Genomic DNA, 13,540 nt, shown 5'->3' on the forward strand with positions numbered 1-13,540 from the left:
CGTACGCGGCTCAGGCGTCGAGGTCGCTGGCGACCATGCCGACGATCTTGTCCAGGGTGGGCTGATCGTCGCTGGTGACGACGACTTCGGTGCCGAAGGTGGCGCCGAGGGTCATGATCATCAGCGACGAGCCGGCATCGACGGGCTCACCGCCGGGCAGGGCAAGGGTGACCGGGACCCCGGAGGCGGCGACGGCCTCGGCGATCAGGGCGGCGGGGCGGGCGTGCAGGCCGATCGAGGAACCGACGGTGACGGTGGTGCTCGGCATTTCTACTCCTTGTTTCCGGTGGGTACGAGTGTGCAGTGCGGACGGGCGCCGGGGCGCGGGTTTCGGTCTGTTCAAGCGGTGACCAGGGCCGCGTCGGTGCGGGTGCGGGCGCGGCCGAAGCTCTTGGCGGCGGTGACGCAGACGGCGGCGGTGACGGTGCCCGCCGCGATCGCCACGAGATACCAGGCGATCTGCCCGACGGCGAAGAAGACGAAGATGCCACCGTGTGGTGCGCTCAGCGTCACCCCGGTCGCCATCACCAGTGCCCCGGTGACCGCCCCGCCGGCCATCATCGACGGGATCACCCGCAGCGGGTCGGCGGCGGCGAAGGGGATGGCGCCCTCGGAGATGAACGAGGCGCCGAGCAACCAGGCGGCCTTGCCGTTCTCCCGTTCGGCCGGGGTGAACAGGCCCGGCCGCAGCACGGTCGAGGCCAGCGCCATGGCCAGCGGCGGCACCATCCCGGCGGCCATCACCGCGGCCATGATCTTCAGCGTCGCCGGGTCGTTCACCGACAGCCCCGCCGCCGCGAACGAATACGCGGCCTTGTTCACCGGACCGCCCAGGTCGAAGCACATCATCAGGCCGAGGATGATGCCCAGCGCCACGGCCGAGGTCCCGGACAGACCGTTGAGCCAGTCGGTGAGGCTTTCGGTCACCACCGCCAGCGGTTTGCCGAGCACGGTGAGCATGAGCAGCCCGACGATGAGCGAGGCGAACAGCGGGATCATCACCACCGGCATCAGCCCGCGGGCCCACTGCGGCACCGGAATCCGGCTCACCCACAGCGCCGCGAACCCGGCGATCAGGCCACCGACCAGCCCGCCGAGGAAACCGGCGCCGACGAACACCGCCACCGCGCCCGCCGTGAAACCTGGTGCCAGGCCGGGCCGGTCGGCAATGGCGAAGGCGATATAGCCGGCCAGCGCGGGCACCAGGAAACTGAACGCCAGCGAGCCGAGTTGGTACAGCACCGCGCCGAGATAGGTGGCCAGCCCGCCCGGCGGAAGGGAGGTCAGCGAATTGTCCAGCACGATGGTCGAGGCGTTGTCGGCGATGTCGTAGCCGCCGACCAGGAAGCCCAGCGCGATCAGCAGTCCGCCCGCGGCGACGAACGGAATCATGTAGCTGACGCCGGTGAGCAGGATCTGCCGCAACCGGGTGCCCCAGCCCAGCGCCGCGGCCTCGGGCTCCGGCGCGGCAGCCGTCGTCGCTCGCGCCGCGGCGGGATCGCGAGCCACACGCAGTGCGTCGGCGATCATCGCGTCGGGTTCGTTGATCGCCCGCTTCACCCCCGATTCGACCACCGGCTTGCCCGCGAACCGCTCCCGGTCCTTCACCCCGACGTCGGTGGCGAGGATGACGGCATCGGCGGCGGCGATGGTGGCGGCCGACAGCGGGGTGGTGCCGCTGGACCCCTGCGTTTCCACCTGGACCCGCACCCCGGCGCGTTCACCGGCGGCGACAAGGGCATCGGCGGCCATGTAGGTGTGCGCGATGCCGGTGGGGCAGGCGGTGACGGCGACGATCGTGCGGGTCGATGCGGGGGTGTGCTCAGCCGAAAGACCCTCGCCGGCAGGCGGTGTCGCTGCGTAGGTGTGCGGCCCGCTGTCGGATGCGTCGGCCGATATGCCGATAAGTGCACCCGCACCCGAGGCTGCATCCGAGACCGCCGACTGGGCCCCGGCGCCGCCCGCCGGCGAGGCCGCATCGCGAGCTGCCGCCGATTCCGCCGGAGAGGCTGTGCCCGCTGCCGAGGGCCCGGGAGTTGATCCCGGGGAAGCCGAACCGGCGGTCGAGACTGCCGCAGCGGATGAAGTCGCCGGGGACGCCGGAGCGCCGGTTTTCGTTGCCGATGCGGTCGAACCCGCGGCACCTGCACCGGCTGCCGGTTCCAGCACCGAATCCACGAGCGCGACAACCGCATCCGCCGATTCGGCCGCACGCAGCCGGTCGACGAACTCCGGTTTGACCAGTGCCCGCGCCAGGCTCGACAGCAGCTTCATATGCTCGGCGCCCGCGCCCTCCGGGGCGGCGATCAGGAACACCAGATCGGCGGGGCCGTCGGGAGCACCGAAATCGACCTTCGGTGCGAGCCGGGCGAAGCCGAGGGAGGCGGTGGTGACGGTGGCCGCGCGGCAGTGCGGGATGGCCAGGCCGTTCGGTAAGCCGGTGGCGGACTGCTCCTCGCGGGCCAGGGCGGCGGCGGTGAGGGCGTCCGCGTCCTCGGCGCGGCCCGCAGCGGTGAGCCGCTGCGCGAGGGCGGCGATCACGTCCTGTTTCGACGGGCCGAGATCGGCGTCGAGAGTGATCGTTGCGGGGGTGATGATCGGATCGGCCATCGCGATGCGCCCTTCAGGGATGGGGGAGGAGGTCCAGCGACGTCACTGAGACGGCGTCGGGGTCGGTGTGGTGCGGGCCGGGCAGGCCCGTGCCGGGCAGGGCGGCCGCGGCGCTGCCGTAGGCGACGGCGCGGCGCAACCGGTCGGCCGGTGCGGCACCGGCCAGGTCGGCGAGCAGATAGCCGGCCAGGGCGGAATCGCCCGCGCCGACCGTGCTGCGCGGGCGGATCGAGGGTGCGCCGGCATGCCAGGCGCCCTCCGGGGTGACCAGCACCGCGCCCGCCGCGCCGAGAGTGGCCAGCACCGCACCGAACCCGCGGTCGACCAGTGCGGCGGCGGCCCGGGCGGCGGCGAGCGGATCGTCGAGCGCGTCGGCCGCGCCGCCGGTGAGCTGAGCCAGTTCCTCGGCGTTGGGTTTGATCAATGCCGGTGCGGCCGAATAGGTCCGGTCGGCGAGCGCGCACAGCGGAGCGTCGGAGGTGTCGACGGCGATCCGCGTGTTCGGCAGCCGCTGGATCAACTCGACATACCAGTCCTGCGGTACGGCCGGCGGCAGCGAACCCGACAGCACCACCCACTCGGCCTGCGGGGCGAGTTCACTCAGCAGGCCGGCGAGCGCTTCCCGTGCGGCCGTATCGAGCGGGTGCCCCGGTTCGTTGATTTTGGTGGTGGTGCCGTCGGCTTCGGTGACGGTGAGGTTGATGCGCGCCGACCCCGCGGTCGGCACGCTGCGATGCTCGATCCCGGCGTCGGTGAGCGCGCGCAGCAGCGGATCGTCGGCGTTGCCCGGCAGCACGGCGACGGTCGGCACACCCGCGGCGGCGACCACCCGGGACACGTTGACGCCCTTGCCGCCCGGATGGGTGACGACCCCGCGCGCCCGATGCACCGCACCGCGCAGCAGCGGTTCGGCCAGCGTGACGGTGCGGTCGATACTCGGGTTCGCGGTGAGTGTGACGATCATGCCGCCACCACCTCGATGCCGCTGCCGGTGAGCTCATTGCGCACCGATGCCGGAATCCCGGAATCGGTGACCAGCACGTCGATTTCGTCGATGCCTGCGAAGCGGACGAAATCCTCGCGGCCGATCTTGGACGAATCGGCGACCACCACCACGCGATGGGCGCTGGCCACCATGGCCCGCTTCACCGCGGCCTCGTCCACGTCGGGAGTGGACAGGCCGTGGGCCGGGGTGAGGGCATTGGTGCCGATGAACGCGGTATCGACGCGCAGCCCAGCGAGCACGCGCAGGGTGTCGGCGCCGACGGCGGCCTGGGTGACGCCGCGCACGCGCCCGCCGAGCAGATGCAACTGCACGCCGGCGTGGCCGCTGAGCCGGGTGGCCACGGGAAGGGAATTCGTGACTCCGACCAGCTCGCGGTCGGCGGGTAGCAGCGCGGCGACCCGGGCGGTGGTGGTGCCCGCGTCGAAGAGCACGCTGCCGCCGGTCGGTGGCAGGAATTCCACGGCCGCCTTGGCGATGCGTTCCTTTTCGGCGGTATGCGCGGTTTCGCGTTCGGAGGTGCCCAGTTCGATGGCGGTGAGCGCGGCGGCCGGAACCGCGCCGCCGTGTACCCGGCGCACCAGGCCCATCCGGTCCAGGACCGCGAGGTCGCGGCGCACGGTCTCGCTCGTGACGCCGTACTGCTCGGACAGATCGGTCACCGATACGCGACCGCGCTGACCCACCAGCGTGGCGATGGCCTGCTGCCGCTCCTCTGCGTACATCCCGATCCTCCTGCGAATGTTGGTTTATGTTGTTTTACGTCTGAGTGTGTTGCTTTGTCAATGGTTTGGAGTAGTCTGGATCACATCCACTCATTCGGTGATATGAAGGCCACAGTCCGAGTTCGGTGCGAAGGAGACCGCGAATGACTCGATCGCAGCAGGTAGAAGCCGTTGAATCGGTGCTGCGCGGAACGCCGGCGGTCCCCGGTGTAGCGGCCGCGCCCGCGATTCGTCCCAATCCGCGGGCGACCGTCGATGCCCGAACGGACACAATTGCGGAGTCCGATCGGGCATCGGAAACCACCGCACTGCACGCGGCGGCCGAGGTGGTGGCCCAGCGGCTGCGCGATCGGTCGGGCGCGGCGAGCGGGGCGGCGGCCGAGGTGCTCGCGGCCAACGCGGCCATGGCCACCGACCGCGGTTGGCTCGGCGCGGCCGAGAAGCAGATCGCCACCGGGATGGCGGCACCCGCCGCGGCCGCGGCCGCCACCGAGCAGTTCGCCGCGATGTTCACCAAACTCGGCGGCGTGATGGCCGAACGGGTCACCGACCTGCGCGATGTCTGCGACCGGGTGGTGGCCGAACTGCTCGGGCTGCCCGAGCCCGGCGTCCCCACGCCGGATCGCCCCTCCATCCTGATCGCGCGCGACCTGGCACCCGCCGATACCGCGGGGTTGGATCCCGCTAGCATCGTCGGGCTGGCCACCTCGCTCGGCGGTGCCACCAGCCACACCGCGATCATCGCCCGTCAGCTCGGCATCCCGTGCGTGGTCGCGGTGACCGGTCTGGACGACGTGGCGGCAGGCACCGAACTGCTGGTCGACGGCGCGGCGGGCACCGTGACCGTCGACCCGGACCCGGCTGTCGCCCGGGCCGCCGTGGCGGGCTATCGCGCGACCGCCGCCCGGAACGCGAGCTGGACCGGGCCCGGCGCCACCAGCGACGGTCACCGCGTCGACATCCTCGCCAACGTCCAGGACGGTGCCGGTGCGCGGGCGGCGACGCAGACGCCTGCCGCGGGCATCGGACTGTTCCGCACCGAATTGTGTTTCCTCGACCGCGATTCCGAGCCGTCGGTGCCGGAGCAGGCCGGCATCTACCGCGAGGTGCTCGACGCCTATCCCACCGCCAAGGTGGTGATCCGCACGCTGGACGCCGGCTCGGACAAGCCGCTGCGTTTCGCCGACCATCCCGAGGAAGCCAACCCGGCGCTCGGTGTGCGCGGCATCCGGATCACGGCCCGCGACAGCGGCATCCTGGACCGCCAGCTCGACGCCATCGCCGCCGCGGCCGCCGGTCGCGACACCCCGCCGATGGTGATGGCGCCGATGATCGCCACCGTCGGCGAGGCCCGTAGCTTCGCCGGCAAGGTGCGCGATCGCGGACTGGTTGCGGGGGTGATGATCGAGGTGCCCGCTGCGGCCCTGCTGGCCGAGGCGATCCTGGCCGAGGTCGATTTCGTCTCGATCGGCACCAATGATCTCGCCCAGTACACGATGGCCGCCGACCGGATGTCACCGGATCTGGCCGCGCTCACCGATCCGTGGCAGCCCGCCGTACTGACGCTGGTGGCGCGCACCGCCGCCGCGGGCAGGCGGGCGGGAAAACCGGTGGGTGTGTGCGGCGAAGCGGCCGCCGACCCGTTGCTGGCCTGCGTGCTGACCGGCCTCGGCGTCACCTCGCTGTCGGCCGCCGCGCCGGCCGTCGCGGGAGTCGGCGCGCAACTGTCCACGGTGACGCTGGCCGACTGCGAAGCCGCCGCGGCCGCAGTGCTCGAGGCGACCGATCCCGAGGACGCACGCGCACGGGCGCGCCGAATCCTGCACTGACCCAGCGGAACCCGCGCACGGCAGGAGGTGCGCCGCAACCTATCCCGCCGGAGCCGAACCCGCCGCTCCAGCAGACGACGTCGCGCAGCCCTCGAGCGTGGCGTCTTGAAGTACCGCGAGAACATCCGCGATCTCGCCGTGGGCGTGCAGGGCGGCCCGTTGACGATGGGCTCCATTGCCCCGCGCGAGCACCGCGCTCAGCGTCTCGCGGACGAAGTCGTGCGCGTCCAGCGCGGTCAGCGCCGGTCCGATTCGGTCCAGCAGGTCGCTCAGCAGCGTGCGCATCGGCGCCACCCGGCCGTCGATCGGGTCGACGCCGTCGCCGTCGAGGCCGGATCGGGCGGCCTTCCAGTACGCGGTCCGCAGCACTTCCGCCGAGATCATCGGCGCGGTGCGTCCGCGGTCGAGGTCGGCGCGCGCGGTCATCACGGTGGCCCGGACCAGTGTGGCCAGCATGGCGGTTTCGGCGACGGTGGCGGGCACATCGCTGACCCGGATCTCCACGGTGGGGAAGGTGATCGAGGGCCGGACATCCCAATAAACCATTTTCTTGTCCAGGATGCTGCCGCTGGACAGCATCATCTCAACCATTGCGTCGTAGGCCTCGGCGTCGGCGAAATACGGTGGCGGACCGGCGCTGGGCCAGCGCCGCCACAGCACACTGCGCCAGCTGGCATATCCGGTATCGGAGCCGCGGTAGATCGAGGAATTGGCGGTCAGCGCCAGGAAAATCGGCAACGACGGGCGCATGAAATTGCTGACCTGCACGGCGGTCTCCCGGTCGGGGATACCCACGTGGATATGGCACCCGCACAGGCCCTGCTCATGGGCGAGCATGCCGAAATTGCGGGCGATCCGCTGATAGCGCGGGGTGTCGGTGACCGGGAATCCCTCGGGCACCGTGGGGGGAATCGCGACCGCGAGCAGGCGTGTGTCCTGTTCGCGCGCACAACAGGCCACGCCGCTGCGCAGGGCGCGCAATTCGGTGAGCAATTCCCCGGTGTCGGTGTGCACGCCGGTGCACGTCTCCACCTGGCAGCGGGTCAATTCCAATTGCAGATCGATACCGATGTCCTTGGCGGACCGGGCCACCTCGACGTTTTTCGCCGCGGGAGCCCCGCTGCGCGGATCCGCCAGCAGAAATTCCTCTTCAACGCCGACTGTCGATGAGGCCGGGTCCATTCTCGTAGGCTACTCGCCCTCCGCGCGGGTGGTATCGACATATTTCCGGCCCGATCGGGTAGGACAACGATCATGGACCATGCACGAGCTCCGCTGCTCGATGCGCTGGCCGACTACCGGCGCACGGGCAGGTATGGATACACACCACCGGGACATCGACAGGGTCGTGGAGTCGACAAGCGAGTCGCCGAGACCATCGGCCTCGACGCGTTCCGCTCCGATGTGCTCGCCGGGCCCGGTCTCGACGATCGGCTTTCGCGCGGGGGCTACCTCACCGAGGCCGAAGCTCTGATGGCCGACGCGGTCGGCGCCGACACCACCTTCTTCTCCACCTGCGGCAGCTCGCTGTCGGTGAAGGCGGCGATGATGGCGGTGGCCGGCGGCAAGGACGGCGGACTACTGGTCGCCCGCGACAGCCACAAATCGATCGTGGCCGGGTTGATCTTCTCCGGTGTGCAGCCGCACTGGATCACCCCACGCTGGGATGCCGAACGGCATATGTCGCACCCACCGTCCCCGCAGCAGGTGCGCGAGGCCTGGGAACGCCAACCCGATGCCGCCGGTGCGCTCGTCGTCAGCCCCAGCCCGTACGGCACCTGCGCGGATCTGGCCGGCATCGTCGAGGTCTGCCACGAACGCGGCAAACCGGTGATCGTGGACGAGGCGTGGGGCGCGCACCTGCCGTTCCATTCGGACCTGCCCACCTGGGCGATGGACGTCGGCGCCGACGTCTGCGTGGTGAGCGTGCACAAGATGGGCATGGGCTTCGAGCAGGGCTCGGTCTTCCATGTCCAGGGCGATCTGATCGACCGCGCGCTGCTGAGCGCGTGCGCGGACCTGCTGATGACCACCAGCCCCAATGTGCTGATCTATTCGGCGCTGGACGGCTGGCGCAGGCAGATGGTGCAGGAGGGGCACGAATTGCTCGGCGCCGCATTGCGAGTCGCCGAACGGGCGCGTCACGAACTCGATCAGATTCCCGATATCGATGTCCTCGACGACGTGCTGCTCGGCCATCAGGCCTCCCACGACCTGGACCGCTTGCAGGTGCTGATGGATGTCGCGGGCACTGGCGCCACCGGCTATCAGGCCGCCGACTGGCTGCGTGAGCAGCGCCTGCTCGATCTCGGGCTCTGCGATCACCGCCGGATCCTGGCGACGCTGTCCACCGCCGACGACGACACCAGCATCGACGCGCTGGTGGAAGGAGTGCGGGCTTGGCGCGAGCAGGTCGATCCGGCCGACGCGCCGCCGCCGATCCGGTTGCCGTCACCGTCGGAGATCCAGCTGGACACGGTGATGCTGCCGCGGGATGCGTTCTTCGGACCGCTGGAATCGGTGCCCATCGACGAGGCGCCGGGCCGCATCGCCGCAGAGCAGCTCACCCCGTACCCACCGGGGATTCCGGTGGTGGTACCGGGTGAGCTGATCGACGACGCGGTGGCGGATTACTTGCGTTCCGGGGTGGCGGCCGGGATGAATGTGCCCGATGCCGCCGACCCGTCGTTGCGCACCATCCGCGTCGTCGCGCGACGCTGATCGGCCACCGGCATTTACGCGTGATCGACGAGTTGGTCGTGGCCCGCCCGGCGCGCGCAGTGCGCGCAGCAGTACACCTGCTGGGCGGCCTCGACACCGTGCCCGAGCACCCGGCATCCGCAGTGCGCGCACGCGGGTGCCAGTTCGCTCGCGGCACATTCGAAACTGTCGAACGTCCACGACTGCCCGTTGCGACTGACCGTGAAGGTCTTGTCGTAGTCGTTGCCGCAGGTATCGCAGATCGCCATGATGATCAGCCCAGTCGCTTGGCGAGCAGTGCCTTGGCCTGCTCAGCGCCCTTGCGGCTCTCGCCCTGGGCCCGCTTGAAGAATTCGGCCAGTTCGTTGTCGCCGGCGCGTTCGGCGTCCTGGCTGTAGATCTCCATCCGCAGCGCGTTGCTCATCGAGGCTTCGGCGAACCAGATGAGGTTGTAGTCCTTGTCCTTGGTTCCGGTGATCTGTCCGGTTTCCTGATCGATGGCCATGTTTTTCGCACCTCCTGGGCGGTACTGATCGTCGTCGGTGATGACCGTCGACGGCGGATTTCGCCGTCACCGAGGCGCTACCCGGCGTCCGGCGGAACAAACACCACGCGGTGACGGCGGCCACCCCCGGATTGAGCCCGCTCATACCGGGTATGCGGCGACTGTCCAGCAGGAACCGAAAACACGGAGGTGACTATCGTGTCGGAGTCCAACAGCGGTCCCCGCGAGGGCGTCGAAGGCGTCGTCGAAGGTGTCAAGGGCAAGGTCAAGGAGACCGCCGGGACGGTAATGGGTAACGACGAGCTGCGCGACGAAGGTCGTGCGCAGCAGGAAAAGGCCGATTCCCAGCGCGAAGCCGCCAAGAAAGAGGCCGAAGCCGAAAAGCAGCGTCGTGAAGCCGATCTCGACGAGGCGCGGCAGCGGTCGCATCAAGGCGAATAACAGCTGCACCGCCCCGAGACGGTGGTAACGAACAGCGGTTGCCGTGGCCTGTGCCCGGCAACCGCTGTCGTGTGTGGGGCGGTTTAGTCCGCGCGCGGCGGGGAAGCCGCCCTGCGACAGGGTTTGGTCGACCAGCCTGGAGGCCCATCGTGGACGAACGCACCGAACAGCCGACCGAGACGTCACCGGTCCCCGACGCCAAGAGCGAACAGTTGCAGCCGGTCCGCCAGGACCGCGACCGCGGCTACCTGACCACCCAGCAGGGAGTGCGGGTGGACCACACCGACGACGCGCTGTCGGCCGGTGAGCGTGGCCCCACCCTCCTCGACGACTTCCACGCCAGGGAAAAGGTCACCCACTTCGATCACGAACGCATCCCCGAGCGGGTGGTGCATGCCCGTGGCGCCGGCGCCTACGGTTTCTTCCAGCCCTATGACAGCTGGCTCGCCGACTACACGGTGGCGAAATTCCTCACCGAACCGCAGGTGCGGACGCCGGTGTTCGTGCGGTTCTCCACCGTCGCCGGCTCGCGCGGCTCGGCCGATACCGTGCGCGATGTGCGCGGATTCGCCACCAAGTTCTATACCGAGCAGGGCAATTACGACCTGGTCGGCAATAACTTCCCGGTTTTCTTCATCCAGGACGGGATCAAGTTCCCCGATTTCGTGCACGCGGTCAAACCCGAACCACACAACGAGATCCCACAGGCGCAATCCGCGCACGACACCCTGTGGGATTTCGTCGCCGAACAGCCCGAGACGCTGCACGCCATCATGTGGTTGATGTCGGACCGGGCGCTGCCGCGCAGCTACCGGATGATGCAGGGTTTCGGCGTGCACACCTTCCGCTTCGTCAACGCGGACGGCAAGGGCACCTTCGTGAAGTTTCACTGGAAGCCGCGCCTCGGTGTGCATTCGCTGCTGTGGGACGAATGCCAGCAGGTGGCCGGCCGTGACCCCGATTTCAACCGGCGCGATCTCTGGGACGCCATCGAGGCCGGCGACTACCCCAGCTGGGAACTGGGTGTGCAGCTGGTGCCGGAGGACAAGGAGTTCGATTTCGATTTCGATCTGCTCGACCCCACCAAGATCATCCCGGAGGAGCAGGTGCCGGTCCGGCCGGTGGGCGAGATGGTGCTCAACCGCAATCCGGACAATTTCTTCGCCGAAACCGAGCAGGTGGCTTTCCACACCGCCAACGTGGTGCCCGGCATCGATTTCACCAACGACCCGCTGTTGCAGATGCGCAACTTCTCCTACCTCGACACCCAGCTGATCCGGCTGGGCGGGCCGAACTTCGCGCAACTGCCGGTCAACCGTCCGCTCGCCGATGTGCGCAATCATCAGCAGGACGGCTACGGCCAGCACGCGGTGCCGCGCGGTGAGGCGTTCTACACCAAGAACACCATCGGCGGCGGCTGCCCGGCGCTGGCCGACGCCGACGTCTATCGGCACTACACCCGCCGAGTCGACGGCGAGACCATGCGGGCGCGCGCGGAAAGCTTCAAGGAGTACTACCGGCAGCCGCGGATGTTCTGGCGCAGCATGTCACCGCCGGAGGCCGAGCACATCGTCGAGGCGTTCGGCTTCGAACTCGGCAAGGTGCGGCGGGTGGAGATCCGCTCGCGGGTGCTCGACCACCTGGTCCGCATCGATCCCGGGCTGGCCGGCCGGGTCGCGGTGGAGCTGGGCCTTCCGGTGCCGGAGAGCGAACGCGTCGACGACGTACCGGTCTCCCCGGCGCTGTCGCAGCTCAATCTCGCCCCTGATTCCATCGCCACCCGCAAGATCGCGATCCTCGCCGCCGACGGCGCCGACTCCACCGGCATCGACACCCTCCGGGCCGCGCTGGCCGACCGGGGCGCGACGGCCGAGGTGCTGGCCCCGCACGGTGGCCGGTTGCGGTCCGACGGCTCCGGCGATCCGGTCGTGGTCGATCGCGCACTGCCGACCATGGCCTCGGTGCTCTACGACGGTGTGATCGTCGCCGGCGGCGGTGACAGCGCCGCCACCCTGGTCGAATCCGGGCCTGCCGTGCACTTCGTGCTGGAGGCGTTCAAGCACGCGAAGCCGGTCGGGGCGGTCGGCGCGGGTGCGCGGGTCTTGCAGGCCGCGGGACTGCCCGGGGAGCTGAATCCGGGCGAGCAGGACTTCGCCGTCGACGGCGTGGTGGTCGCCGCGGCGGAGGGTGCGAGTATTCCGGACGGATTCGTCGCAGCCTTTGCCGAGGCGCTGGCCGGACATCGGATCTGGCAGCGGGTCACCGATCGAGTCCCCGCCTGAGCGGATGACAGGGGCCGGTTCGCATGCCAGAATGGGGCCAGGTTGAGACCCCAGCCGACCCCGGTTCCTAGCCAGAACGTCGTAGTTCGGTAACGGTGGTCGTCTCACCGTTGTCGATCTCGCCGTTTCGGCCGTCGCTTCGTCGGCCGCTCGCTGGTACAAAAGACGAATCGGAAGCCCCTGTCCCACAGGAGGATTCGATGTCGTTGGTGAGCGAACATCAACAAGCCGAAGAATGGCACCGGCTGGCCAGACCGCAGCACGGGCGCGATATCCGGCGGTTGACCCAGCAGGACAGCGTTCGCCGTGGCTGCGCCGTCGCGCGGGTGGAAGGCGAACTCGATGCCGCGATGTACGACGATTTCTACGATCTGCTGCGCCGATGCCTGCACACCGATCGGTCCATCGTCGTGCTGGATCTGCGGGCCGCGGGTTTCATGAGTATCCGGTCGGCGAGCCTGCTCGTCTCCGCCAAAGCCGACGCGTGCGCGCGCGGGCTGGACCTGCGCCTGGTGTGCGGGCGCAAAGAGGTCGAGCGGGTACTCGAGGTGACCGGCGTCCGGCCACTGTTCCGCCATTATCCGACCATCGAGGCAGCGCTCGGCGGCTGACCTGTGCGAGCTGATTCCCACCGCGACCCGGCGGCGGTGCCGCCGGATGCGCGTTTCCTGGCATGTGCCGCGCCGGCGGCCGATAATCGAACGGTGACGGACAACGCATCGGTCTCCACGACCGGAATCGACACCGACGACGTCGAGGCTTTCGAGCATCTCGCCGAAACCAGCTGCGTCGAGGACGTCGGCGGATTCCGGTTCTGGTTCCGCGACCAGCGCTGGGAATGGTCCGACGAGGTCGCCCGCATGCACGGATACGAGCCCGGCGCCGTCACCCCGACGACCGAGTTGCTGCTCGGCCACAAACACCCCGAGGACCGCGACCACGTGGCCGATCTGCTCGAGCACACCGTCGCGAATGCCGAACCGTTCTGTAGCCGCCACCGCATCGTCGACACCGACGGCCGCACCCATCATGTGATCGTCGTCGCCGACACCATGACCGACGACGACGGCGCGGTGATCGGCACCGCCGGCTACTACATCGACGTCACCGACACCCTCGAAGAACATCGCAAGGAAACCCTGGACGACGCGCTACCGGAACTGCTGTCCACCCGCGCGATCATCGAACAGGCCAAGGGCGTGCTGATGCTGGTCTACGGCATCAGCGCCGACCAGGCGTTCCGGGTACTGACCTGGCGGTCCCAGGAAACCAACGTCAAGGTGCGGTTGCTGGCCGCCCAATTGATCGCCGAGCTGCCCGCCCTGCGGCCCGCGCCACCGCGGTTGCGTTCGGAGTTCGACCACCTGTTGCTGACGGTGCACCAACGCGTCCCCGGCTAACCCGCACCGCGCGTTTCGCGCGAATCATCCCGGGTAAGCGAGCAG

Annotated in this window: 13 protein-coding genes; 6 read left to right on the forward strand and 7 right to left on the reverse strand. The window is 69.4% G+C overall.

Annotation, left to right across the window (positions count from 1 at the left end; translation table 11 throughout):
* Nucleotides 1-10: 10 nt before the first annotated feature.
* From NOCYR_RS11030 to NOCYR_RS11045, 4 genes are all read right to left on the reverse strand, one after another.
* Complete coding sequence (locus tag NOCYR_RS11030; protein WP_014350444.1) at nt 11-268, reverse strand: HPr family phosphocarrier protein; 258 nt, start codon at nt 266-268, stop codon at nt 11-13.
* Nucleotides 269-339: 71 nt separating this feature from the next.
* Nucleotides 340-2,610: a PTS fructose transporter subunit IIABC gene (locus NOCYR_RS11035; RefSeq protein WP_014350445.1), complete on the reverse strand. Its 2,271-nt coding sequence runs from the start codon at nt 2,608-2,610 to the stop codon at nt 340-342.
* Between the two features lie 13 nt (nt 2,611-2,623).
* The gene (locus NOCYR_RS11040) at nt 2,624-3,574 is read right to left on the reverse strand and encodes a 1-phosphofructokinase family hexose kinase (protein WP_014350446.1); all 951 of its coding nucleotides are present in this window, start codon (nt 3,572-3,574) and stop codon (nt 2,624-2,626) included.
* Complete coding sequence (locus NOCYR_RS11045; RefSeq protein WP_014350447.1) at nt 3,571-4,338, reverse strand: DeoR/GlpR family DNA-binding transcription regulator; 768 nt, start codon at nt 4,336-4,338, stop codon at nt 3,571-3,573. The genes NOCYR_RS11040 and NOCYR_RS11045 overlap by 4 nt, the downstream gene beginning before the upstream one ends.
* A gap of 143 nt (nt 4,339-4,481) precedes the next feature.
* On the opposite strand from NOCYR_RS11045, the gene NOCYR_RS11050 reads away from it, so the two are divergent.
* Complete coding sequence (locus NOCYR_RS11050) at nt 4,482-6,167, forward strand: putative PEP-binding protein (RefSeq protein ID WP_048833266.1); 1,686 nt, start codon at nt 4,482-4,484, stop codon at nt 6,165-6,167.
* Between the two features lie 39 nt (nt 6,168-6,206).
* On the opposite strand, the gene NOCYR_RS11055 is transcribed toward NOCYR_RS11050, so the two are convergent.
* Nucleotides 6,207-7,349 (reverse strand): glutamate--cysteine ligase, encoded by a 1,143-nt coding sequence (locus NOCYR_RS11055; RefSeq protein ID WP_014350449.1) that lies wholly within the window; start codon nt 7,347-7,349, stop codon nt 6,207-6,209.
* Nucleotides 7,350-7,421: 72 nt separating this feature from the next.
* Between NOCYR_RS11055 and NOCYR_RS11060 the strand changes: the two genes are divergently transcribed.
* Nucleotides 7,422-8,888, forward strand: coding sequence for an aminotransferase class I/II-fold pyridoxal phosphate-dependent enzyme (locus NOCYR_RS11060; protein ID WP_014350450.1), 1,467 nt, complete (start codon nt 7,422-7,424; stop codon nt 8,886-8,888).
* Nucleotides 8,889-8,902: 14 nt separating this feature from the next.
* On the opposite strand, the gene NOCYR_RS11065 is transcribed toward NOCYR_RS11060, so the two are convergent.
* Together NOCYR_RS11065 and NOCYR_RS11070 are read right to left on the reverse strand one after the other, a co-directional pair.
* The gene (locus NOCYR_RS11065; protein WP_014350451.1) at nt 8,903-9,136 is read right to left on the reverse strand and encodes a hypothetical protein; all 234 of its coding nucleotides are present in this window, start codon (nt 9,134-9,136) and stop codon (nt 8,903-8,905) included.
* A 5-nt stretch (nt 9,137-9,141) separates the two neighbouring features.
* On the reverse strand, nt 9,142-9,372 hold the full coding sequence (locus NOCYR_RS11070; RefSeq protein WP_014350452.1) for a hypothetical protein: 231 nt from the start codon (nt 9,370-9,372) through the stop codon (nt 9,142-9,144).
* A gap of 198 nt (nt 9,373-9,570) precedes the next feature.
* On the opposite strand from NOCYR_RS11070, the gene NOCYR_RS11075 reads away from it, so the two are divergent.
* The 4 genes from NOCYR_RS11075 to NOCYR_RS11090 all read left to right on the forward strand — a co-directional run bounded on the left by NOCYR_RS11075 (nt 9,571) and on the right by NOCYR_RS11090 (nt 13,495).
* Complete coding sequence (locus NOCYR_RS11075) at nt 9,571-9,813, forward strand: hypothetical protein (protein ID WP_014350453.1); 243 nt, start codon at nt 9,571-9,573, stop codon at nt 9,811-9,813.
* 212 nt (nt 9,814-10,025) lie between these two features.
* Complete coding sequence (locus NOCYR_RS11080) at nt 10,026-12,095, forward strand: catalase (RefSeq protein WP_048834092.1); 2,070 nt, start codon at nt 10,026-10,028, stop codon at nt 12,093-12,095.
* A gap of 200 nt (nt 12,096-12,295) precedes the next feature.
* A complete protein-coding gene (locus NOCYR_RS11085; protein ID WP_014350455.1) occupies nt 12,296-12,706 on the forward strand; it encodes an STAS domain-containing protein in 411 nt (136 codons plus the stop codon).
* Nucleotides 12,707-12,832: 126 nt separating this feature from the next.
* Nucleotides 12,833-13,495, forward strand: coding sequence for a PAS and ANTAR domain-containing protein (locus NOCYR_RS11090; protein ID WP_048834094.1), 663 nt, complete (start codon nt 12,833-12,835; stop codon nt 13,493-13,495).
* Nucleotides 13,496-13,540 lie beyond the last annotated feature (45 nt).

The organism is Nocardia cyriacigeorgica GUH-2, assembly GCF_000284035.1.
Taxonomy (GTDB): domain Bacteria; phylum Actinomycetota; class Actinomycetes; order Mycobacteriales; family Mycobacteriaceae; genus Nocardia; species Nocardia cyriacigeorgica_B.

What these genes read in the sequence shown, in the direction of transcription:
- NOCYR_RS11030 (WP_014350444.1), bottom strand. Translation starts at nt 268, where the DNA reads ATGCCGAGCACCACCGTCACCGTCGGTTCCTCGATCGGCCTGCACGCC.
- NOCYR_RS11035 (WP_014350445.1), bottom strand. Translation starts at nt 2,610, where the DNA reads ATGGCCGATCCGATCATCACCCCCGCAACGATCACTCTCGACGCCGAT.
- NOCYR_RS11040 (WP_014350446.1), bottom strand. Translation starts at nt 3,574, where the DNA reads ATGATCGTCACACTCACCGCGAACCCGAGTATCGACCGCACCGTCACG.
- NOCYR_RS11045 (WP_014350447.1), bottom strand. Translation starts at nt 4,338, where the DNA reads ATGTACGCAGAGGAGCGGCAGCAGGCCATCGCCACGCTGGTGGGTCAG.
- NOCYR_RS11050 (WP_048833266.1), top strand. Translation starts at nt 4,482, where the DNA reads ATGACTCGATCGCAGCAGGTAGAAGCCGTTGAATCGGTGCTGCGCGGA.
- NOCYR_RS11055 (WP_014350449.1), bottom strand. Translation starts at nt 7,349, where the DNA reads ATGGACCCGGCCTCATCGACAGTCGGCGTTGAAGAGGAATTTCTGCTG.
- NOCYR_RS11060 (WP_014350450.1), top strand. Translation starts at nt 7,422, where the DNA reads ATGGACCATGCACGAGCTCCGCTGCTCGATGCGCTGGCCGACTACCGG.
- NOCYR_RS11065 (WP_014350451.1), bottom strand. Translation starts at nt 9,136, where the DNA reads ATGGCGATCTGCGATACCTGCGGCAACGACTACGACAAGACCTTCACG.
- NOCYR_RS11070 (WP_014350452.1), bottom strand. Translation starts at nt 9,372, where the DNA reads ATGGCCATCGATCAGGAAACCGGACAGATCACCGGAACCAAGGACAAG.
- NOCYR_RS11085 (WP_014350455.1), top strand. Translation starts at nt 12,296, where the DNA reads ATGTCGTTGGTGAGCGAACATCAACAAGCCGAAGAATGGCACCGGCTG.